The sequence below is a fragment of the Kitasatospora sp. NPDC094028 genome (genome assembly GCF_049543595.1).
GTDB lineage: Bacteria > Actinomycetota > Actinomycetes > Streptomycetales > Streptomycetaceae > Kitasatospora.
Window position 1 is genome coordinate 24390 of the sequence record NZ_JBMVFA010000016.1, and the last position, 22039, is coordinate 46428.

Here is a 22039-nt window from a genome sequence, read left to right on the forward strand (position 1 = left end):
AGCGCTGGATTCCAGCCGCCCCGGGGGGGTCGGCATGACGAAGGAGAGGGAACGCACGTGGAGTCACGCACCAGCTTCACCGCATCGGGAACGGCACAGGCCGAACCGGTCTCGGTGCCGGAGCTGCTCGCCCGCAGCCGCACGCTGTGCAACCCGCCGCTGCGGGCCGCCGTCGCCCGTTTGGCCGCACCGATGGACACCGTCGCGGCCTACCACTTCGGCTGGATCGACCGCGACGGCACCCCGGTGGAGGGGGACGGCGGCAAGGCGGTGCGCCCGGCGCTGGCGCTGCTGTCCGCCCGGGCGGCCGGCGCGAGCGCCGAGGTGGGGGTGCCGGGCGGCGTCGCCGTTGAACTGGTGCACAACTTTTCCCTGCTCCATGATGATCTGATGGACGGTGACGAGACCCGCCGGCACCGGGCCACCGCCTGGACGGTCTTCGGTCCGGCCCAGGCGATCCTGGTCGGCGACGCACTGGCGACGCTCGGCACGGAGGTGCTGCTCGACGCCGCGGTGACCGGCGGCGCGAGCCCCACCGACGCCGCGCGCGCCGTCCGGCTGCTCACCACGGCGACCCGCCGCCTGATCGACGGCCAGGCCATGGACGTCTCCTTCGAGCAGCGCGACAGCGTCACCGTCGCGGAGTGCCTGGAGATGGAGGGCGGCAAGACCGCCGCGCTGCTGGCCGCCGCCTCCGCGATCGGCGCCGTCCTGGCCGGGGCCGACGACGAGGTCTCCGACGCGCTCCAGCGCTACGGCCACCACCTGGGCCTGGCCTTCCAGGCGGTGGACGACCTGCTCGGGATCTGGGGCGCCACCGAGGTCACCGGCAAGCCGCACTGGGGCGACCTGCGCCAGCGCAAGAAGTCCCTGCCGGTCGCCGCCGCGCTGGCCGAGGGCGGCCCGGCCTCCCGCCGGCTCGCCGGGGAACTGGCCGACCCGAAGGGCCGCGGCGAGGAGAGCGAGGCCGAGCTCGCCGCCCGCGCCGCGCTGATCGAGCAGGCCGGCGGCCGGGCCTGGACCCAGGAGGAGGCCCGCCGCCAGCACACGACTGCCCTCGCCGCCCTGGACGAGGTGCCCATGACCGACGAGGTGCGCGAGCACTTCGTCGCACTCGCCGAATTCGTGGTGGTACGAGAGAGGTGACGTTACGTTGACAGCAACCGCGGACGGCCGGCTCGACCCTGAGTACGATTCCGAGCCGGTCGCGGTGGGCGACCGGCCGGCGGCCCTGCTGGGCACCGGTCGGTGGCAGCCCGAGGAGGCCGACCGGCCGCGCCCGGCGGGCGAGGCGGACCTCGGACCGGCCGACGCGCGGGAGGCCCTGGCCCGCGCCACCGCCCACCTGCTCTCCCTGCAGTCCTCCGAGGGATGGTGGAAGGGGGACCTGGAGACCAACGTCACGATGGACGCGGAGGACTTACTGCTCCGGCAGTTCCTCGGGATCCGGACCGAGGAGCAGACCAAGGCCTCCGCCGAGTGGATCCGCTCCCAGCAGCGGGACGACGGCACCTGGGCGACCTTCCACGGCGGCCCGCCGGAACTCTCCACCACCGTCGAGGCCTACGTCGCCCTCAAGCTCGCCGGGGACGACCCGAACGCCCCGCACATGCTGGCCGCCGCGCACTTCGTCCGCTCCCGCGGGGGCATCGCCGCCGCCCGGGTGTTCACCCGGATCTGGCTCGCACTGTTCGGCTGGTGGCCCTGGGCCCGACTGCCCGAGATGCCGCCCGAGATCATCTTCCTGCCCCGGTGGCTGCCGCTGAACATCTACGCCTTCGGCTGCTGGGCCCGCCAGACCATCGTCCCGCTGACCGTCGTCTCGGCCCACCGGCCCGTCCGGCCGGCGCCCTTCCCGCTGACCGAGCTGCACACCGACCCGGCCGACCCCTATCCCGACCGGCCGCTCGCCCCCGCCAACAGCTGGGACGGCGTCTTCGAACGCCTGGACAAGGTGCTGCACGCCTACCACCGCCACGCCTTCCGCCCGCTGCGCCGGCTCGCCGTCTCCCAGGCCTGCCGCTGGATCGTCGAGCGGCAGGAGGCGGACGGCTGCTGGGGCGGCATCCAGCCGCCCGCCGTCTACTCGCTGATCGCCCTGCACCTGGAGGGCTACGAGCTGGAGCACCCGGTGATGCGGGCCGGGCTCGCCTCCTTCGACCGGTTCACCGTGCACACCGAGGACGGCAAGCGCTGGATGGAGGCCTGCCAGTCCCCGGTGTGGGACACCTGCCTGGCCGCCATCGCGCTGGTCGACGCCGGACTGCCGGCCGACCACCCGGCGCTGGTCGCCGCCGCCGACTGGATGCTCGACGAGGAGATCACCACCCGTGGCGACTGGGCCGTCCGGCGGCCCGGGCTCCCGGCCGGCGGCTGGGCCTTCGAGTTCGAGAACGACACCTACCCCGACATCGACGACACCGCCGAGGTGGTGCTGGCGCTGCGCCGGGTCGGCCACCCCGATCCGGCCAAGATCGAGGCGGCCGTCGACCGGGGCGTGCGCTGGAACCTCGGCATGCAGTCCAAGAACGGCGCCTGGGGCGCCTTCGACGTCGACAACACCAGCAAGCTGCCGAACCGGCTGCCGTTCTGCGACTTCGGCGAGGTCGTCGACCCGCCGTCCGCCGACGTCACCGCCCACGTCGTCGAGATGCTCGCCGAGACCGGCCGGGCCCACGACCCGAGCACCCGGCGCGGCATCGAGTGGCTGCTGCGCAACCAGGAGGAGGACGGCTCCTGGTTCGGCCGCTGGGGCACCAACTACATCTACGGCACGGGCTCGGTGCTGCCCGCCCTGGCCGCGGCCGGCGTCCCGGCCGAGCACCCGGCCGTGCGCCGGGCGGTGCGCTGGCTGGAGGACCGGCAGAACCCGGACGGCGGCTGGGGCGAGGACATGCGCTCCTACGAGGACCCGGCGCGCTGGGCCGGGCGCGGCGACTCCACCGCCTCGCAGACCGCCTGGGCGCTGATGGCGCTGCTCGCGGCCGGGGAGGGCCCGCAGGGCCGGGCCAACCCGGCGGTCGAGCGCGGCGTGGCCTGGCTGGTGCGCACCCAGCTGCCCGAAGGCACCTGGGACGAACCGCAGTTCACCGGCACCGGCTTCCCCTGGGACTTCTCCATCAACTACCACCTGTACCGGCTGGTCTTCCCGGTCACCGCGCTCGGCCGCTACCTGCACGGCGGCCCCGGCGGACTCGACCACCCGGCCGCCCCGGCGAACGGGACGGCGCGGTGACCACCGCCCCCCTGCTGGTGCTCTGCGCGCTGGGCCCCGAGGTCTGGGCCCTGCGCGGCGGGGACTGGCGCGACTCGCCCGGCGGGCCGCCGGTGCTGGTGCGCACCGGCGTCGGCCGGCGCCGCGCCGCGCTGACCGTGCGCCGGCTGCTCGGCTCCGTCCCGGGCGGGTACGGCGCACTCGTGGTGGCCGGCTTCGGCGCCGCGGTCGGCCCGGGCGTGCGCCCCGGGGACGTCGTGGCCGCGGACGGCGTGCGCGACGCCGAGGGCCATCTTTACTCCGTCGACTCCGGCACCGGCCTCACCCGGGCGCTCAAGGGGTACGGGCTGACCGTGCACACCGGGGTGCACCACACCGCCGACCACGTGGTGCGCGGCCTGGAGCGGCGGGCCCTGCACCTGCAGGGCGCGCTCGCCGTCGACATGGAGGCCGCCGGCGTGCTGGCCGCGCTGCGCGAGGTGCGCCCGGCGCTGCCCGCGGCCGTCCTGCGGGTGGTGGTCGACACCCCCGAGCGCGAACTGCTGCGGCCCGGCACCCTCCCGGCCGGGGTGCGGGCCTGGCGGACACTGCGGGCCACGGTGCCCGCCCTGGCCGACTGGTACCGGCAGCAGTGCGCCCCGCGCCCCGCGGACCTGAACCACCCCACATCCTCGACGCTCCCCCAGGAGGCGAGCTAGCCATGGCCATGCCGTTGCGCCAGACCGTGCGGGTCGGCACCTACCTCATGCAGCAGAAGCTGCTCAAGCGACGGGACAAGTTCCCGCTGATCGTCGAGCTGGAACCGCTGTTCGCCTGCAACCTCGCCTGCGAGGGCTGCGGCAAGATCCAGCACCCGGCCGGTGTGCTGAAGCAGCGGATGCCGGTGGCTCAGGCGGTGGGCGCGGTCCTGGAATCGGGTGCGCCGATGGTCTCGATCGCGGGCGGCGAGCCGCTGATGCACCCGCAGATCGACGAGATCGTCCGCCAGCTCGTCGAGCGCCGCAAGTACGTCTTCCTCTGCACCAACGCGCTGCTGCTGCGCAAGAAGATCGACAAGTTCCGGCCCTCGCCGTACCTCAGCTTCGCGGTGCACATCGACGGCCTGCGCGAGCGGCACGACGAGTCGGTGGCCAAGGAGGGCGTCTTCGACGAGGCGGTGGCCGCGATCAAGGAGGCCAAGCGGCGCGGCTTCCGGGTCACCACCAACAGCACCTTCTTCAACACCGACACCCCGCAGACCGTCATCGAGGTGCTGGACTACCTCAACGACGAGCTGAAGGTCGACGAGATGATGATCTCCCCGGCCTACGCCTACGAGAAGGCCCCCGACCAGGAGCACTTCCTCGGCGTCGAGCAGACCCGCGAGCTGTTCCGCAAAGCCTTCGCCGGCGGCAACCGCAAGCGCTGGCGCCTCAACCACAGCCCGCTGTTCCTCGACTTCCTGGAGGGCAAGGCCGACTTCGAGTGCACCCCCTGGGGCATCCCCAACTACTCGCTGTTCGGCTGGCAACGGCCCTGCTACCTGATGGCGGACGGCTACGTGCCGACCTACCGCGAGCTGGTCGAGAAGACCGACTGGAGCAAGTACGGCCGCGGCAAGGACCCGCGCTGCGAGAACTGCATGGCGCACTGCGGCTACGAGCCGACCGCCGTCCTCGCCACCATGGGCTCGCTCCAGCAGTCGCTGCGCGCCATCACCGAGACCGTGGGCGCCAACCGCGGGCACTGAGCGCCGAGCCGTCGTCCGGCCCGGGCCGCGCGCCCGGGCCGGCCCCGCCCCACCGGGCACAGGCACCACCGCACCGCCGACCGTCGTGAGGTGTACCCATGTCACTGCTCTCCCGCGTCACGTCCCCGGCCGAGCTGCGCAAGCTCCCCGCGGCCGAACTCCCGCTGCTCGCGGACGAGATCCGCGACTTCCTGATCGACGCCGTGACCCGCACCGGCGGCCACCTCGGCCCCAACCTCGGCGTGGTGGAACTGACCATCGCCCTGCACCGGGTCTTCGACTCGCCGTACGACCGGATCGTCTTCGACACCGGCCACCAGAGCTACGTCCACAAACTGCTCACCGGCCGCCAGGACTTCACCAAGCTGCGGATGAAGGGCGGCCTGTCCGGCTACCCCTCGCGGGCCGAGTCCGAACACGACCTGGTGGAGAACTCCCACGCCTCCACCGCCCTCTCCTACGCGGACGGCCTCGCCAAGGCCGCCCAACTGCTCGGCCAGCACGACCGGCACACCGTCGCGGTGATCGGCGACGGCGCGCTCACCGGCGGCCTCGCCTGGGAGGCGCTCAACAACATCGCCGAAGCCCGCGACCGGCCGCTGGTCATCGTCGTCAACGACAACGAGCGCTCCTACGCCAGAACCATCGGCGGCCTCGCCAACCACCTCGCCACGCTGCGCACCACCCAGGGCTACGAGCGCTTCCTCGCCCTCGGCAAGGAGGCGCTGCAGCGCACCCCGTTGGTCGGCCAGCCGATCTTCGACGCGCTGCACGGCGCCAAGAAGGGGTTCAAGGACGCCTTCGCCCCGCAGGGCATGTTCGAGGACCTCGGCCTCAAGTACCTCGGGCCGATCGACGGCCACGACCTGGCCGCCGTCGAGCAGGCGCTGCGGCAGGCCCGGGGCTTCGGCGGCCCCGTCATCGTGCACTGCCTCACCGTCAAGGGGCGCGGCTACCGGCCCGCCGAACAGGACGAGGCCGACCGCTTCCACGCCGTCAACCCGATCGACCCGTACACCTGCCTGCCGATCTCGCCCAGCGCCGGCGTCTCCTGGACCTCGGTGTTCGGCGAGGAGCTGCTGGCGCTCGGCGACGAGCGGCCGGACCTGGTCGCGATCACCGCCGCCATGCTGCAGCCGGTCGGGCTGGCGCCGTTCGCCAAGGCCTTCCCGACGCGGACCTTCGACGTCGGCATCGCCGAGCAGCACGCCGTCACCAGCGCGGCCGGCCTGGCCACCGGCGGCCTGCACCCGGTCGTGGCCGTCTACGCGACCTTCCTCAACCGGGCCTTCGACCAGGTGCTGATGGACGTCGCCCTGCACCGGCTGGGCGTCACCTTCGTGCTCGACCGCTCCGGCGTCACCGGGCCGGACGGCGCCTCGCACCACGGCATGTGGGACATGTCGATCCTCCAGGTCGTCCCCGGCCTGCGGCTCGCCGCCCCGCGCGACGCCGACCAGCTGCGCGCCCAGCTGCGCGAGGCCGTCGCCGTCGACCACGCGCCCACCGTGATCCGCTTCCCCAAGGGCACAGTCGGGCCCGCCGTCCCCGCGATCGGGCGGATCGGCGGCGTGGACGTGCTGCTGCGCACCGGCCCGCTGCCGGAGATCCTGCTGGTCGCGGTCGGCACCACCGCGCCGGCCTGCCTGGACGCCGCCCGGCTGCTGCTGGCCGAGGGCTTCACCGCGACCGTCGTCGACCCGCGCTGGGTCAAGCCCGTCGACCCGGCGCTGGCCGAACTCGCCGCCGCCCACCGGCTGGTGGTCACCGTCGAGGACAACGGCCGCACCGGCGGCGTCGGTTCGGCCGTCGCCCAGGCGCTGCGCGACGCCGACGTGGACGTGCCCGCGCGGGTGCTCGGCCTGCCGCAGGAGTTCCTGGTGCACGCCTCGCGCGGCGAGATCCTGGAGGAGGCCGGCCTGACCGGCACCGGGGTCGCGGCCCAGACCGCCGTCTTCGCCAAGAACCTGCTGCCGACCCGAGGAGCGAACCCGCGCCATGCCGGCTGAACCCGACCGCCCCGCCTTCGACCTCGCCCAGCTGCTCGCCGAACGCGGCGGCGAGCGCTACGAGTTGAACAGCCGCTACGTCAACCCGCAGCTGTCGCGGATGCTGCACACCATCGGCTTCGACAAGTACTACGAGCGCGCCAAGGGCCCGTACTTCTACGACGCCGAGGGCCACGAGTACCTCGACATGCTGGCCGGCTTCGGCATCTTCGCGCTCGGCCGCCACCACCCGGTGGTGCGCTCGGCCATCCAGCAGGTGATGGACCTGGACCTGCCGGACCTCGTCCGCTTCGACTGCTCGCCGCTGGCCGGGCTGCTGGCCGAGCGGCTGCTGTCGTACGCGCCCGGGCTCGACCGGGTGTTCTTCGGCAACAGCGGCACCGAGGCCGTCGAGACGGCGCTCAAGTTCGCCCGGTACGCCACCGGGCGCAAGCGGATCCTGTACGCCGACCACGCCTTCCACGGGCTGACCACCGGCTCGCTGTCCGTCAACGGGGAGAACGGCTTCCGCAAGGGTTTCGACCCGCTGCTGCCGGACACCGCCATCCCGCTCGGCGACATCGGGGCACTGGCCAAGGAGCTCAAGCGCGGCGACGTCGCGGCCCTGATCGTCGAGCCGATCCAGGGCAAGGGCGTGCTCGCGCCGCCGCCCGGCTGGCTGCGCGCCGCCCAGGCCCTGCTGCACGAGCACAAGGCGCTGCTGATCTGCGACGAGGTGCAGACCGGGATCGGGCGCACCGGCGAGTTCTTCGCCTATCAGCACGAGGACGGCGTGCTGCCCGACCTGGTGTGCGCCGCCAAGGCGCTCTCCGGCGGGTACGTGCCGATCGGGGCGACGCTGGGCAAGGGCTGGATCTTCGAGAAGGTGTACTCCTCGATGGACCGGGTGCTGGTGCACTCGACCAGTTTCGGCTCCAACAACCAGGCGATGGCGGCCGGGTTGGCGACGCTGCGGGTGCTGGAGGACGAGCAGGTGGTGGACAACGCCCGCAAGGTCGGCGACCAGTTCCGCGAACGGCTGGCCGCGCTGGTCGACCGGTACGAGCTGCTGGCCGAGGTGCGCGGGCGCGGGCTGATGATCGGCATCGAGTTCGGCCGGCCCAAGTCGCTCAAGCTGCGCACCGGTTGGACGGCGCTGCAGGCGGCGCGCAAGGGGCTGTTCGCGCAGATGGTCGTCGTGCCGCTGCTGCAGCGGCACCGCATCCTCACCCAGGTGTCCGGGGACCACCTGGAGGTGATCAAGCTGATCCCGCCGCTGATCATCACCGAGCGGGACGTGGACCGGTTCATGGACGCCTTCACCGACATCATGGACGACGCCCACCGGGGCAGCGGGCTGATGTGGGACTTCGGGCGGACGCTGGTCAAGCAGTCGCTCGGCAACCGGACGTGAGCTGCGCGGAGTGGGAAGTCGGCCGGGCCGACTTCCCACTCCGTTGAACTACCTGTTCTGGGGAGACACCGCGTCAGAGCTCGGTCCGGCGCCGGCGGACGACCACCACGAGGTCCACGGCGGCGAACAGGGTGAGCAACCCGCAGGCCACCGCGAAACCGATCAGGGTGCCCCGGCTCGGGGCGCCGAAGGCGGGGGAGGCGGCCGCCCAGAGCGCGAAGCCCAGCGTCGCCAGCGCGAACAGCGGGGTGAAGGTGAGCGAGAGCAGGAAGCGCAGCTTGAGGTCGCTGCGGGCGGTGGCGGGCTCGGTGCCGCTGCGCCACCGCCGCCGCGGGGTGGTGGTGCGCATGGCCGTTCACCTCCGGGCCGCGCGGGTGCGGGCTACCCTCCCAGCGTACGTCCGAGCAGCGGGGCAGGGGGAGGTCCGGTGGAGGCCGAGCGGTACGTGGGGATGAGGATCGAGCGGGCCCGGGAGGCGGCCGAGCGGGACGGCTGGGCGGCGGTGCGGGAGCTGGGGCCGCAGGACCGGATCACCATGGAGTTCCGCGAGGGGCGGCTCAACCTGGTGGTGAGCGGCGGCGTGGTCGAGCGCGGCTGGGAGGGGTAGCCGCCGTAGTCCCGGTGGTCCGGTGGTCCGGCGGTCCTCAGCGGCCGAAGCGGTGGGCCAGCCGCCGTTCGGCGGCGGCGACCAGCGGCTCCAGCAGCGGCAGCGACAGTAGCACCAGCAGGCCGGCGGCCCAGCCGGCCAGCACGTCGGTGACCCAGTGGGTGCCGAGGTAGACCGTGGTGAGGCCGATCGAGCAGGCGGTGGCGGCGGCGATCACCGCGCCGGTGCGCCGCCAGCGGACGGCCAGGTAGGCGAGCACGCCCCAGGTGACCACGGCGTTGGCGGTGTGGCCGGAGGGGAAGATGGTCCCGCCGGAGAACAGTTCGGGGGAGCCGACGTACTGGGCGTAGTGCGGGCCGAGCCGGCCGGTGACGATCTTGACCGCGCCGACCGTGACGTTGAGCAGCAGCAGGGCCACCGCCATCACCAGCAGCGGGCGCACCCGGCCGAGCCGGTGGGCGCGCCAGGCGAGCCAGACGAAGGCGGCGATCGCGGAGGGGCCGCGCTGGCCGGCCACCACCCAGGTGTCGAGCAGCGGCTCCAGCCGGGGCCAGCGCTCGTACGGCCGCAGCAGCCGGACCGACCAGTCGAGGTCGACCAGCTCGGTGTTGAGCAGCACCCCGGCCAGCACCAGCAGGTAGACGGCGCAGGTGGCCAGGAGCAGGGCGGCCCGGCGGCGGCTCAGCGGCGGCCAGGCGGGCTCGCGGCAGTCGGGGCCGGGCGGGTGGTGGGTGCGGGCGGCACGGTCGGCGGGCCGGAGTCCGGTCCGGAGTCCGGTCCGGAGTGCGGCCAGGGGTTCGGGTCGGGGTTCGGCCAGGAGTTCGGCCCGGGGTTCGAGTCGGGGGGAGGTGCGGTGTTCCGGTCCGCGCCGCTGAAACGGGACGTGGGTACTTCTGACTGCCACGGAGGTGACCTTACCCATTCGGGAAGGGTCATTCCGGGGGGAATTGTCATTTTCCCGGGAAATCGACAAACAGGTCGATCGGGTGCGGTCGGGCGGGCGATTTCCTCGATTATTCGAGCGAGTACCAGTGTTGTCTTCGAATGATTCCGCAAAAGTCCCGGTAAAGGAAAAGGGGCGGGGAGCCGGCCCGGCCGGCTCCCCGCCCCGTGGTCACCCTGTGTAGGTTCCGTGCGCGGGACGGGCTCAGTCGAGGGGGCCGCCCGCGACGTAGATCACCTGACCGGACACGAAGCCGGCACCCTCGCTGGCGAGGAACGAGATGGTGTGGGCGACATCCTCAGGCTGACCGACCCGCTGGACCGGGATCTGAGAGGCTGCGGCGTGCTGGAAGGCCTCGAAGTCCATGCCGACGCGGGCCGCGGTGGCCGCCGTCATGTCCGTGGCGATGAAGCCGGGGGCGACCGCGTTGGCGGTGATCCCGAACTTGCCCAGCTCGATGGCCAAAGTCTTGGTGAAGCCCTGCAGGCCGGCCTTGGCGGCCGAGTAGTTGGCCTGGCCGCGGTTGCCCTGGGCCGACGAGGAGGACAGGTTGACGATCCGCCCGAAACCGGCGTCCACCATGTGCTTCTGCACCGCCCGGGTCATCAGGAAGGCGCCGCGCAGGTGCACGTTCATGACCGTGTCCCAGTCCGACTCCGACATCTTGAAGAGCAGGTTGTCGCGCAGGACGCCGGCGTTGTTGACCAGGACGACCGGGGCGCCCAGCTCGGCGGCCACGCGGTCGACGGCGGCCTGCACCTGCTCGGCGTCCGAGACGTCGGCGCCGACGGCCAGGGCCCGGCCGCCGGCGGCGGTGATCCGGTCGACGGTGTCCTTGCCGGCGGCCTCGTCCAGGTCCAGGACGGCCACCGCGTAGCCGTCCTCGGCCAGCCGGAGGGCGGTGGCGGCGCCCAGGCCGCGGGCGGCGCCGGTGACGACGGCGACCCGGGGGGCGGTGCTCTGCTCGGTCATGCCCACAACTCGTCTCTCTCGGGGGTTGCCTCCGGGGGAGCGCCCCCGGAGAGGGTGGCCACACCCTACCGGCGGGTAGGGGGCGCGGCCAGGGTGGGAGAGCCGCAGGTGACGGTCGGTAAGGACCGACCGGTCGGCTTTCTGCTGAATCCGGGTTACTGCAAGCGGGTCGCAGCGCGTAAATATGCCAATGTTGCCGAACCTGCGTCTACTATCCGCCCCTGCCTGCCAGCAAGGGCCTGCCGTTTGTATAGTGTCCGCCAGCAGCCACCGGCTGCACGGCTGGAGCGCCCTCCCTCATAGCTGGACGCCCACTCGCCGTAACTGCCCCACCCGGGTGTCCCACACACACCGGGTGTGACATCGGGACGGATACATGGTGCTGGGGGAGATCCCGACAACCCGCGTGTCCGCGCGACTGCAGCAGTCGCCCGGACACCTCATTCGTGTTGCGCAGCAGGTTCACACCCGGCTGTGGTCCGAACACGTCGGAGCCGATCTCACGGCTCCGCAGTTCGCCGTTCTGCTGGTGCTCGCCCTGGAACCGGGCGCGGACCAGCGGACGGTCGGCGAGCGAGCCTCGCTGGACAAGGCGACGATGGCCGAGATGGTCGCGCGGCTGGTCCGCCGCGGCCTGGTGCTGCGAAGGCGCGACCCGGCCGACGGCCGGCGCAAGTTGCTCGCTCTCTCGCAGAGCGGGGCCCAGGCGGTGCGCGAGGCCACCGGCGGCGTGGTCCGTGTGCAGCGCGTCCTGTTCGAGCCGCTGACGGCGGAGGAGCAGGTCGAGATCGTCCGGGTGATGGCCAAGATAGCCAGGCTGGAGCCCGCGGCGGTCGCCGTCATGACCGACGCGCGGCCGATACTGGACGCCCAGCGGGCGATCGGCTACCTGATCAGGGTCGGCCAGCAGGTGCACACCAAGCTCTGGTCCGAGCACGTCGGCTCGGAGCTGACGGCGCCGCAGTACGCGGTGCTGGACGCGCTGGAGCTGGAGCCGGGCGCGGACCAGCGCACGGTCGGCGAGCTGGCCTCGCTGGACAAGGCCACCATGGCCGAGATGGTCAGCCGGCTGGTGCGCCGCGGTCTGGTGCAGCGCCGGCGCGACCCCTCGGACGGGCGGCGCAACCTGCTCTCGCTCTCACCGGCGGGGCAGGACCTGCTGCACCGGTCCGCGGCCGGCGTGGCCGAGGTCCAGCGGCTGCTGCTCGCCCCGCTGGGCGAGGAGGAGCACGAGGCCGCGCTCGCGCTCATCTGCAAGGCGGCCAGGCTGTAGTCGAAGCCGCACACATCACCGCCAAAACGATTCGCCAACGGTCGGTCGGAAGGCTTCGGCGTGCGTCGCGTGCGGTGAGGTGTCGTCGGGTGCCGTGAGGCGCCCGTGACGCGTGAAGGACCGCCGGCCCCCGTCTGGGGGCCGGCGGTCCTTCGGTCACTCCGGACGCGACGTGGCGTCAGGGGCGCCGGACGGCGCCGCCACGGGGTGCTCCCCGGGCCGCGGCCGCCCGGTGCTCCGTCAGTTCCAGTCGAAGCCCTGCGGGTCCGGACCGATCCGCTTGCCGGTGGCGACGCCGGCGATCGCCGCGAGGTCCTCGGCGTCCAGCTCGAAGCCGGCCACGTCCAGGTTCTCCCGGATGCGGGACGGCGTGACGGACTTCGGGATGGCGATCACACCGCTCTGCAGGTGCCAGCGCAGCACCACCTGGGCCACCGTGCGGCCGTGCTTCTCGGCGATCTTCACCAGCGCCGGCTCGGCCAGCAGTTCGCCGCCCTGGCCCAGCGGGCTCCACGCCTCGGTGGCGATGTCGTGCTCGGCGTGGAAGGCGCGCAGCTCGGTCTGCGGGAAGTACGGGTGCAGCTCGACCTGGTTCAGCACCGGGGCGACCGAGGACTCGGCCAGCAGGCGGGTCAGCTGCTCGGGGCCGAAGTTGGAGACGCCGACCGACTTGACCCGGCCGTCCGCCTTCAGCTGCTCGAAGGCCTTCCAGATGTTGAGGAAGCTGCCGTGCATCGGGCGCGGCCAGTGGATCAGGTAGAGGTCGACGTAGTCGAGGCCCAGCTTGGCCAGCGAGGCGTCGAACTCGCGCAGCACGGCGTCGCGGCCCTGCTCGCCGGACCAGTCGCGGGTGCCCGAGTTCCACAGCTTGGTGGTGACGTACAGGTCCTCGCGGGCGACGGCGCCGCTCGCCAGCGCCTCGGTGATCGCCCGGCCGGTGCCGGTCTCGTTCTCGTACACGGCCGCGGTGTCGATGGAGCGGTAGCCCGCCTCGATCGCGGAGCGGACGGCGGTGGTGGCCTCGGCGTCCGGGACCTGCCAGACGCCGAAACCGAGCTGCGGGATCCGGGCGCCGTCGTTGAGGGTGACGCTGGGGATGGTGCTCACGGGGACGCGGTGCCTTCCGGTCGTACGGGTGGTTTCAGTGGGGGCAACCGGTGCCCGGGCGGGATTGTTCCCGCCGTTCGGGGGAACTTCGGGGCGAATCGGACGGTGGTGGTTCCGGGGGTGACCCCCGGGGGCGCGCCGGGGCGTGCGGCGGGGGCGCGCCCGGAGTGCGCCCGGCCGGGGCGGAAAAACCTGTTGCGCGGATCACATTTCGGTTGGCAGGCTCGCGGTCATGGCCTCCTGAGATCCGGGCCCTTCGTGCCCTTCCCTTGTCCGCCGTCGTGCGGCGCCCTGCTCCCGGCGGGCTGACGCCGTCGTTCCGGCGCCGCTTGCGACGTCACCGTGCAGTCGGGCCGCCCGCCCGCGCCTCGCGGCCGGGCCCCGTGCGTCCGTTCCCCTGCCGGTACCTCCGTACCCCCGCACCCTCGCACCGCCGCGTTCCCCCGCGCCCTTCCGCATCGGAGTGTCATGCCGCTCACCCCACTGCCGCTGGCCGATCCCGGCAGTCCCGATCTGACCTCACCCACCGCCTTCCTGCGCTGGCTCGGCCGCGGCCAGCGGCGCGGGCAGGTGCTCGCCACCTGCTGGGCGCTGGTGGAGATGGGCGGTCAGGCCGCCCTGCCGGTGGCGCTCGGGTACGGCGTGCAGGCCGCCGTCGACGGCGACGAGGCCGGGATCTGGCGGGCCGGCGGCCTCGCCGTGCTGCTGGCCGCCACCGCCGCGCTGGGCACCGTGCTGCTGCACCGTCAGGCCGTCTGGAACTGGATCCACGCGGCCACCCAGGTGCGGCAGTTGGTGGCCCGGCAGGCCTCGCGGCTGGGCGCCGGGCTGTCCCGCCGGATCGCGACCGGCGAGGTGGTCGCGGTCGGCAGCGGGGACGTGGAGCGGATCGGCTGGTACGTCGAACTGCTCGCCCGGGTAAGGGCCTCCGTGCTGGTCTGGCTCGCCGTCAGTACGGCGGCGCTGCTGACCGAGCCGGTGCTCGGGATCGGCGTGCTGCTCGGCGTGCCGGTGCTGGCGGCCTCGGTGTGGCCGCTGATCGGCCCGTTCGAGCGGCGCTACGAGCGGCAGCGCGAACTCGGCGGCAAGGCCACCGAGCTGGCCGCCGACACCGTGGCCGGGCTGCGGGTGCTGCGCGGCATCGGCGGTGAGGAACTGTTCCTGGAGCGGTACCGGGCCGCCTCCCAGCAGGTCCGCGCCGCGGCCGTCCGCTCGGCCCGGATCTCCTCGCTGATGCAGACTCAGGAAGTGCTGCTGCCCGGCCTGTTCGTGGTCGGCGTCACCTGGTACGGCGCCCGGCTGGCCGCCTCCGGGGAGCTGGCCGTGGGCACCCTGATCGCGGTCTACGGCGCCACCGCCTTCCTGGCGGCGCCGCTGCGGATCCTGGGCGAGGCGGCGCACGCCTGGAGCGTCGCCCGGGTCTCGGCCGGCCGGGCCGTCCGGGTGCTCTCGCTGAGCCGCACCAGCGGGGCGGCCCGGGCCGCGCTGACCCGCCCCGGGAAGGCCGACCTGCACGACCCGGCGACCGGACTCACCGCGCGCGCCGGCGAGTTGACCGCCGTGGTGTGCGGCGACCCGGACTTCGCCGGGGCGCTCGCCGAGCGACTGGGCGGGCACGTCCCGCTCGCCGAGGGCGAATCGGCGCACCCCTCCGTCCGGCTCGGCGGGACGGCGCTGGACGCGGTGCCGCTGGCCGAGGCCAGGGCGGCGGTGCTGGTGCACGACAAGGATCCGGTGCTGCTCTCGGGCACCCTGGCCGAGCTGTTCGACGTCCCCGGCGCCGGGCGGGTGCCGGCGTCCGAGGCGCTGGCCGCCGCCCGCTGCGAGGACGTCCTGGACGCCCTGGTCGACGGCGCGCCGGACTGCGGCGGCGACGCCATGCGCGCCCGGATCACCGAGCGCGGGCGCTCGCTGTCCGGCGGCCAGCGCCAGCGGCTCGCGCTGGCCCGCGCGCTGCTGGCCGACCCGCCGGTGCTCGTCCTGGACGAGCCCACCAGCGCGGTGGACGCGCACACCGAGGAGCGGATCGCCGCCGGCCTGCAGGGCCTGCGGGCCGGGCGCACCACCGTGGTGTTCGCGACCAGCCCGCTGCTGCTCGACCGGGCCGACCGGGTGGTGCTGCTGCGCGACGGCCGGGCCGTCGCGGCGGGCCGGCACCGCGAGCTGATGCGGGCGGAGCCCGCCTACCGGGCCGTCGTCACCCGCGACGAGGCGCAGCCGGTCGGGGAGGCGGTGTGAACCGGGGGAGCACGGTGAACCCGCCCGTCCGCCGTCCGGCCGTCCGTCGTCCGCCAGTCGGCCGTCCGACCGTCCATTCCCGAACGCACCCGAGGAGCACGTCATGAAGCCCCCCGTCCACCAGGAGCAGGGGCCGGTTACCACCCTGCCGGTCGGCTCCCCGGCGACCGTGCGCGCCTACCTGCGGCTGCTCGCCAGACGCCACCGGGGCGGCTTCTCGGCGGTGGTCGCGCTGCACTCGGTGGCCACCCTGGCGGGCCTGGTCGGCCCCTGGGTGCTCGGCAGCCTGGTCGAGTCGCTGGCCACCGGCACCGCCGAGGGCACCATCGCGGTGGCGGTCGGCTGGTACCTGCTGGCGCTGCTGGTGCAGTCCGCCTTCACCGGCTGGTCCCGGATGCGCGGGGCCGTGCTGGGCGAGCGGGTGCTGGCCGACCTGCGCGAGGACTTCCTGGTCCGCTCGGTGGCGCTGCCCACCGGCGTGCTGGAGCGGGCCGGTACCGGCGACCTGGTGTCCCGGGGCACCACCGACGTCGACCGGCTGGACAAGTCCATCCGCGAGGCGGTGCCCGAACTCGCCGTCGCCGTCGTGTCGTTGCTGCTGGTGTTCGGCGCGCTGCTGGTCACCTCGCCGCTGCTCGCGCTCACCTCGCTGGTCGGGTTGCCGCTGCTGCTGGTCAGCTCCCGCTGGTACTTCCGGCGGGCGCCGCAGTCGTACCGCAACGAGTCGGCCGGGTACGCCGCGGTGAGCAATGTGCTGGCCGAGACGGTGGACGCCGGGCGGACGGTCGAGGCGCTGCGGCTGGGCGAGCAGCGGATCCGGCTGACGGACCGCAAGCTGGGCGAGTGGCTGGCCTGGGAGCGGTACACGCTGTGGCTGCGCTCGGTCTGGTTCCCGACCGTCGACGCGGTGTACGCCTCCGCGGTGCTCGCCACGCTGCTGCTGGGCGGGCTGTTCACGCTCCGGGGCTGGATCACCGTGGGCCAGCTGACCGCCGGCGTGCTGTACGCGCAGCAGCTGACCGGCCCGGTCGACCTGATCCTGCGCTGGTACGACGAGCTGCAGATCGGCCAGGCCTCGCTGGCCCGGCTGGTGGGCGTGCGCGAGGTGCCGGAGCACGAGGGGGACGAGTCGGCCCGTCCGGACGGCCGCCGGGTCGAGGCCCGGGACGTCCGCTTCGGCTACCGCGAGGGCGCCGACGTGCTGCACGGGATCAGCCTGGACGTCGCCCCGGGCAGCCGGGTCGCGCTGGTCGGGCCGTCCGGGGCGGGCAAGTCGACCCTCGGGCGGCTGCTGGCCGGGATCTACGCCCCCGGCCGGGGCAGCGTCACCCTGGGCGGCGCGGCGCTCTCCCGGATGCCGGCCGAGCGGGTGCGGGCCGAGGTGGCCCTGGTGAACCAGGAGCACCACGTCTTCGTCGGCACCCTGCGGGACAACCTGCGCCTGGCCGCGCCCGCCGCGGACGACACCGAGCTGCGGGCCGCGCTGGACGCGGTGGACGCCGGGGGCTGGGTGGACGCGCTGCCCGAGGGCCTGGACACCGAGGTCGGCTCCGGCGGCGCCGCGCTGACCCCGCCGCAGGCCCAGCAACTGGCCCTGGCCCGGCTGGTGCTGGCCGATCCGCACACCCTGGTGCTGGACGAGGCCACCTCGCTGCTGGACCCGCGCGCCGCCCGGCACCTGGAGCGCTCGCTGTCCCGGGTGCTGGAGGGCCGCACCGTCATCGCGATCGCGCACCGGCTGCACACCGCGCACGACGCGGACGTGATCGCGGTGGTCGAGGGCGGGCGGATCAGCGAGTACGGCAGCCACCCCGAGCTGGTCGCGGCCGGCGGCCCGTACGCGGCGCTGTGGCGTTCGTGGCGGGACGAACGCTGACGCGTCGTCGGCCGGGCTCAAACCCGCACGGGGCAGGATTGCCCCGTGCGGGTTACTCGCCCGCCCGGAAGGGCGCGTAGCCGGGCAAATCGGTGCCGCCGCCCGCAGACTGCTCCGGTGACCAAGATTTCAGACGGCTCGGCCCGCCCACAGCGCAGCGAGATCGGTGGGATTCCCACCAGGTACATCGGGATCGGCGTCATCGTGATCCTCGCCGTGTGGTTCCTGTTCGCCAACCTCGACAAGGTGAAGATCCAGTTCTGGGTGTTCACCGTCACCGCGCCGCTGTGGATCGCGCTGCTGGCCACCCTGATCGCGGGCGCCGTGCTGGGCTGGCTGCTGAAGGGAAGGCGCGGCCGGTGACCACCACTCCCGAGCCGGCCCCGGCCGGGTCGTCGGCCTTCACCCCGCTGATCGAACTGCGCGGCGTCAACAAGCACTTCGGGGACCTGCACGTGCTGCAGGACATCGATTTGACGGTCGGCCGCGGCGAGGTGGTCGTGGTGATCGGCCCGTCCGGTTCCGGCAAGTCGACGCTCTGCCGGGCGATCAACCGGCTGGAGCCGATCGAGCGCGGCACCATCCTGATCGACGGCGAGCCGCTGCCCGAGGAGGGCAAGGGCCTGGCCCGGCTGCGCGCCGAGGTCGGCATGGTGTTCCAGTCCTTCAACCTGTTCGCGCACAAGACCGTACTGCAGAACGTCTCGCTCGCCCAGATCAAGGTCCGCGGCCGGGGCAAGGCCGATGCGGACGCCAAGTCCCGGGCGCTGCTGGAGCGGGTCGGCCTCGCGGCGCAGGCCGGCAAGTACCCGGCGCAGCTGTCCGGCGGCCAGCAGCAGCGGGTGGCGATCGCCCGGGCCCTCGCGATGGAGCCGAAGGCGCTGCTGTTCGACGAGCCGACCTCGGCGCTCGACCCCGAGATGATCAACGAGGTGCTGGACGTCATGCGCCAGCTCGCCCACGAGGGCATGACCATGATCGTGGTCACCCACGAGATGGGCTTCGCCCGGGCGTCCGCGAACCGGGTGGTCTTCATGGCGGACGGCCGGATCGTCGAGGACCGCGCCCCGGAGGACTTCTTCAGCGCCCCCGAGAGCGAACGCGCCCGGGACTTCCTGTCCAAGATCCTGAAGCACTGAGGCGGCGCCGTGAACCGTACGACGACGCGCGCCGCGCGGGCGCGCACCCGCCAGCGCACGCGCCGGCTGGCCGCCGCGCTGCTGCTCGCCGTCCTCGCGGCCGGCTGCGGCAAGGCCGGCACCCCGCCGCCCAAGGGCCCGCAGCCCAGCTCCCTGCCCAGCTACCAGGTGCAGGACGCCTCGTCGATCACCGGCTCGCCGACCCTGGACGCCGCCCGCGCCCGCGGCCACCTGGTGGTCGGCGCCAAGGAGGACCAGCCGTACCTGGGCCAGAAGAACCCGGCCACCGGCGTGTACTCCGGCTTCGACATCGAGATCGCCAAGATGCTCGGAGCCTCGCTCGGCTTCCCGCCGGAGAAGATCCAGTTCAAGACCATCGCCTCGGCCAACCGCGAGACCGCGCTGCAGAACGGCCAGGTGGACTTCTACGTCGGCACCTACACCATCAACGACAACCGCAAGAAGCTGGTCGGCTTCGCCGGCCCGTACTTCGTCGCCGGGCAGTCGCTGCTGGTGCGCAAGAACGACGACGGCATCCACGGGCCGCAGGACCTGAACGGCAAGAAGGTCTGCTCGGCGGCCGGCTCGACGCCGTACCAGCGGATCCAGTCGCAGTACCCGAAGGCGCACCTGATCGGCTACGACACCTACTCGGCCTGCGTGGACAACCTGATCACCAACCAGGTCGACGCCGTCACCACCGACAACGCGATCCTGCTCGGCTACGCGGCCAAGGTGCCGGACGAGCTCAAGGTCGTCGGGCCGCTGTTCTCCAAGGAGCCGTACGGGATCGGGACCCCGAAGAACGACACCGTGCTGCGGGCGGCACTGAACGACGCGCTGGCGAACCACGAGCAGAACGGCGACTGGAAGAGGGCCTTCGACGCGACCCTCGGCCTGTCCGGGGAGCCCGCGCCGACCCCGCCGCCGATCGACCGGTACTGAGGAGGGCCGCGCTGTGAAGACGCTGACCGACAACTGGTCGACCTACTGGGACGGCTTCCTCGGCACGCTCTCGCTGTTCGCGGTGAGCGGCGTGCTGTCCCTGGTGCTGGGGGTGCTGATCGCGGGCTTGCGGGTCTCGCCCGTCCGGCCGCTGCGGGTGTTCGGCACGGTGTGGGTGACGGTGCTGCGCAACACGCCGCTCACCCTGCTGTTCTTCATCGTGGTGCTGGGCCTGCCGCGCTTCGACATCACGCTGCCCTTCTACACCTTCGCGGTGCTCGCGCTCGGCTGCTACACCTCGGCGTTCGTCTGCGAGGCGATGCGCTCGGGCATCAACACCGTGCCGACCGGGCAGGGCGAGGCGGCCCGCAGCCTGGGCATGAGCTTCGGGCAGACGATGGGCCTGGTGGTGATGCCGCAGGCGTACCGCTCGGTGGTGGCGCCGATCGGCAGCGTGATGATCGCGCTGGCGAAGAACACGGCGATCGCCGGCTCGTTCAGCGTCACCGAGCTGCTGGGCACCTACCGGACGATCAACGAGCTCGGCTACAGCATCATCTGGACCTTCGTCTGGATCGCGGTCGGCTACCTGATCATCACCCTGGCCGTCAGCGCCGTCTTCAACCTGCTGGAACGACGAGTGGCGGTGTCCCGATGACCGTGGAGTCCTCCGCGCTGTACGACATCCCCGGCCCGAGGGCACTGGCCCGGCACCGGCTGTACGGCGGGATCGCGCTGGTGCTGATCGCGGCGCTGGTCGGCTGGGTGGTCTACATGCTGTTCCACACCCACCAGTTCACCTACGCCAAGTGGGAGCCCTTCGAGTACCGGGGCGTGCAGGACCTGCTGCTGCGCGGGCTCGGCAACACCCTGCGGGCCTTCGGCTGGACGGTGCTGTTCGCGCTGCCCTTCGGCGCGCTGTTCGCCGCCGGGCGGCTGTCCGACCACCGGGTGGTGCGCTGGCTCTCCACCCTGGTGGTGGAGTTCTTCCGGGCCATGCCGGTGCTGGTGATGATCTTCTTCGTGTTCGTCGCCCTCAAGGTGCAGCCGCTGTGGGCGCTGGTGGCCGGGCTGGTGCTGTACAACGGCTCGGTGCTGGCCGAGGTGTTCCGGGCCGGCGTCCTCGCGGTGCCCAAGGGGCAGCGGGAGGCGGCGTACGCGCTCGGGATGCGCAAGACCCAGGTGATGGCGTACGTGCTGGTGCCGCAGGCCAACCGGGCGATGCTGCCGGCGATCATCAGCCAGCTGGTGGTCGCGCTCAAGGACACCTCGCTCGGATTCCTGATCACCTACGAGGAGTTCCTGCACGCGGGCAAGCTGATCGCCACCAACCTGGACTACGACCTGCCGTTCATCCCGGTCGTGATCGTCATCGCGCCGATCTACATCGGCATGTGCCTGCTGCTGTCCTGGCTGGCCCGCTGGGTCGAGCGGCGCAGCCGGCGCAGCCCGAGCGCCAAGGGCGGGGCGCCGGTGGCCGAGGCCGGGGTGGCGATGGGGCTGCCGCCGTCGGTGCAGCAGTGAGCCGAGCGGTTCGCGCTTGAACCATAGGTGCGGGTGGGGTCCGGGCCGGTATCTCCAAACTCCTCTTATGATTGCGAGGATCGACGGCAGACGACCGGGCGGAGGGGCCATGGAGCCGGTGTTCGACTCGCGGCACATCAGGACGTTCCACGAGGTGGTCCGGGCCGGTTCGTACTCCGCCGCCGCGCGGGAGCTGGGCTACACCCAGCCCGCCATCACCCAGCAGATGAAGGCCCTGGAACGCACCGTCGGCGTGCCGCTGTTCACCCGGGCCGGGCGCGGGCTGCGGCTCACCGAGGCCGGCGAGACGCTCTCCCGGCACGCCGAGCTCATCCTCGGCAGCCTCTCCGCCGCCCAGCAGCAGCTCGCCGCGCTCGCCCGGCTGCGCGCCGGGCGGGTGCGGGTCTGCGCCTTCCCCAGCGCCAACGCCACCCTGATACCCGAGGCGATGGCCCGCCTGCTCGCCGAGCACCCCGGCGTGCGGGTCGAACTGCTGGAGGCCGAGCCGCCGGACTCCGTCCAGCGGCTGCTGCGCGGGGAGTGCGACATCGCGCTGGCCTTCCGCTACCCGGGCGCACCCACCGAGGTGCCGGACGGGCTCGACGAGATCCCGCTGATGGAGGACCTGCTCACCGTGCTGCTGCCGGTCGGGCACCCGCTCGGCCGCCGGCACGCCGTCCGGCTCGCCGACCTCGACGGCGAGCGGTGGATCGCCGGCTGCCCGCGCTGCCGGGCCAACCTGCTGCAGGTCTGCGCCGAGGAGGGCTTCGCGCCGGACATCGTGTTCTCCACCGACGACAACCTCGCGGTGCAGAGCCTGGTCGCCGCCGGGGTCGGGATCGCGCTGATGCCCGCGCTGGTGCTCTCCTTCATGTGCCACCGCAAGGTCACCGGGCGGGCCGTCGAGCCGCACCTGCGGCGGCAGGTCAGCGCCTACGTGCTGCGCGAGCACCGGCGCATCCCCGCCACCGGGCTGGTGCTGGACCACCTGCGGCGGGCGGCGGCGAGTCGGGTCGGGTGCTGACTTATAAGCGGTGATGGGGGTATCGCTTAGAAACCCTCGTTGGACG

At 73.0% G+C, this 22039-nt stretch carries 20 protein-coding genes; 16 read left to right on the forward strand and 4 right to left on the reverse strand.

Annotated features, from left to right (window positions below; all coding sequences use genetic code 11):
• Positions 1 to 57 precede the first annotated feature (57 nt).
• From ACPC54_RS23130 to ACPC54_RS23155, 6 genes are all read left to right on the forward strand, one after another.
• Positions 58 to 1146, forward strand: a complete 1089-nt coding sequence (locus ACPC54_RS23130) for a polyprenyl synthetase family protein (protein WP_498967280.1) — start codon at positions 58 to 60, stop codon at positions 1144 to 1146.
• Positions 1147 to 1153: 7 nt separating this feature from the next.
• Positions 1154 to 3235 (forward strand): squalene--hopene cyclase, encoded by a 2082-nt coding sequence (gene shc / locus ACPC54_RS23135; RefSeq protein WP_498967282.1) that lies wholly within the window; start codon positions 1154 to 1156, stop codon positions 3233 to 3235.
• Complete coding sequence (locus tag ACPC54_RS23140) at positions 3232 to 3912, forward strand: 5'-methylthioadenosine/S-adenosylhomocysteine nucleosidase family protein (RefSeq protein WP_498967283.1); 681 nt, start codon at positions 3232 to 3234, stop codon at positions 3910 to 3912. The genes shc and ACPC54_RS23140 overlap by 4 nt, the downstream gene beginning before the upstream one ends.
• A 2-nt stretch (positions 3913 to 3914) precedes the next feature.
• On the forward strand, positions 3915 to 4943 hold the full coding sequence (hpnH, locus tag ACPC54_RS23145) for an adenosyl-hopene transferase HpnH (protein ID WP_498967285.1): 1029 nt from the start codon (positions 3915 to 3917) through the stop codon (positions 4941 to 4943).
• Between the two features lie 98 nt (positions 4944 to 5041).
• Positions 5042 to 6952 (forward strand): 1-deoxy-D-xylulose-5-phosphate synthase, encoded by a 1911-nt coding sequence (gene dxs / locus ACPC54_RS23150; protein ID WP_498967286.1) that lies wholly within the window; start codon positions 5042 to 5044, stop codon positions 6950 to 6952.
• Positions 6942 to 8345, forward strand: coding sequence for an aspartate aminotransferase family protein (locus ACPC54_RS23155; protein ID WP_498967287.1), 1404 nt, complete (start codon positions 6942 to 6944; stop codon positions 8343 to 8345). The genes dxs and ACPC54_RS23155 overlap by 11 nt, the downstream gene beginning before the upstream one ends.
• Before the next feature lie 73 nt (positions 8346 to 8418).
• On the opposite strand, the gene ACPC54_RS23160 is transcribed toward ACPC54_RS23155, so the two are convergent.
• A complete protein-coding gene (locus tag ACPC54_RS23160) occupies positions 8419 to 8694 on the reverse strand; it encodes a DUF6343 family protein (protein WP_498967289.1) in 276 nt (91 codons plus the stop codon).
• Positions 8695 to 8772: 78 nt separating this feature from the next.
• Between ACPC54_RS23160 and ACPC54_RS23165 the strand changes: the two genes are divergently transcribed.
• Positions 8773 to 8952 (forward strand): proteinase inhibitor I78, encoded by a 180-nt coding sequence (locus tag ACPC54_RS23165; RefSeq protein ID WP_498967290.1) that lies wholly within the window; start codon positions 8773 to 8775, stop codon positions 8950 to 8952.
• A gap of 37 nt (positions 8953 to 8989) precedes the next feature.
• On the opposite strand, the gene ACPC54_RS23170 is transcribed toward ACPC54_RS23165, so the two are convergent.
• Both ACPC54_RS23170 and fabG read right to left on the reverse strand, forming a co-directional pair.
• A complete protein-coding gene (locus tag ACPC54_RS23170) occupies positions 8990 to 9856 on the reverse strand; it encodes a phosphatase PAP2 family protein (RefSeq protein ID WP_498967291.1) in 867 nt (288 codons plus the stop codon).
• Between the two features lie 243 nt (positions 9857 to 10099).
• Positions 10100 to 10867 carry a 3-oxoacyl-ACP reductase FabG gene (gene fabG / locus ACPC54_RS23175; RefSeq protein WP_498967293.1) on the reverse strand — a complete coding sequence of 256 codons (768 nt, stop codon included), beginning with the start codon at positions 10865 to 10867 and terminating at the stop codon, positions 10100 to 10102.
• A gap of 406 nt (positions 10868 to 11273) precedes the next feature.
• Between fabG and ACPC54_RS23180 the strand changes: the two genes are divergently transcribed.
• Entirely contained in the window at positions 11274 to 12140 is an 867-nt protein-coding gene (locus ACPC54_RS23180; protein WP_498967294.1) for a MarR family winged helix-turn-helix transcriptional regulator, read from the forward strand.
• Positions 12141 to 12380: 240 nt separating this feature from the next.
• Here the strand turns inward: ACPC54_RS23180 and ACPC54_RS23185 are convergent, their stop codons facing one another.
• The gene (locus ACPC54_RS23185; protein ID WP_498967297.1) at positions 12381 to 13247 is read right to left on the reverse strand and encodes an aldo/keto reductase; all 867 of its coding nucleotides are present in this window, start codon (positions 13245 to 13247) and stop codon (positions 12381 to 12383) included.
• 468 nt (positions 13248 to 13715) lie between these two features.
• Here ACPC54_RS23185 and ACPC54_RS23190 point away from each other — a divergent pair, with 468 nt between their 5' ends.
• From ACPC54_RS23190 to ACPC54_RS23225, 8 genes are all read left to right on the forward strand, one after another.
• Complete coding sequence (locus ACPC54_RS23190) at positions 13716 to 15485, forward strand: ABC transporter transmembrane domain-containing protein (protein ID WP_498967299.1); 1770 nt, start codon at positions 13716 to 13718, stop codon at positions 15483 to 15485.
• Between the two features lie 103 nt (positions 15486 to 15588).
• Positions 15589 to 17361: an ABC transporter ATP-binding protein gene (locus ACPC54_RS23195; RefSeq protein ID WP_498967300.1), complete on the forward strand. Its 1773-nt coding sequence runs from the start codon at positions 15589 to 15591 to the stop codon at positions 17359 to 17361.
• Between the two features lie 117 nt (positions 17362 to 17478).
• Positions 17479 to 17724, forward strand: a complete 246-nt coding sequence (locus ACPC54_RS23200; RefSeq protein WP_498967302.1) for a lipopolysaccharide assembly protein LapA domain-containing protein — start codon at positions 17479 to 17481, stop codon at positions 17722 to 17724.
• Between the two features lie 47 nt (positions 17725 to 17771).
• The gene (locus ACPC54_RS23205) at positions 17772 to 18500 is read left to right on the forward strand and encodes an amino acid ABC transporter ATP-binding protein (protein ID WP_498967576.1); all 729 of its coding nucleotides are present in this window, start codon (positions 17772 to 17774) and stop codon (positions 18498 to 18500) included.
• 66 nt (positions 18501 to 18566) lie between these two features.
• On the forward strand, positions 18567 to 19445 hold the full coding sequence (locus ACPC54_RS23210) for a glutamate ABC transporter substrate-binding protein (protein WP_498967577.1): 879 nt from the start codon (positions 18567 to 18569) through the stop codon (positions 19443 to 19445).
• 13 nt (positions 19446 to 19458) lie between these two features.
• Positions 19459 to 20103, forward strand: a complete 645-nt coding sequence (locus ACPC54_RS23215; protein ID WP_498967304.1) for an amino acid ABC transporter permease — start codon at positions 19459 to 19461, stop codon at positions 20101 to 20103.
• Positions 20100 to 20969 (forward strand): amino acid ABC transporter permease, encoded by an 870-nt coding sequence (locus tag ACPC54_RS23220; RefSeq protein ID WP_498967306.1) that lies wholly within the window; start codon positions 20100 to 20102, stop codon positions 20967 to 20969. The genes ACPC54_RS23215 and ACPC54_RS23220 overlap by 4 nt, the downstream gene beginning before the upstream one ends.
• 118 nt (positions 20970 to 21087) lie before the next feature.
• The gene (locus ACPC54_RS23225) at positions 21088 to 21993 is read left to right on the forward strand and encodes a LysR family transcriptional regulator (RefSeq protein WP_045700099.1); all 906 of its coding nucleotides are present in this window, start codon (positions 21088 to 21090) and stop codon (positions 21991 to 21993) included.
• Positions 21994 to 22039 lie beyond the last annotated feature (46 nt).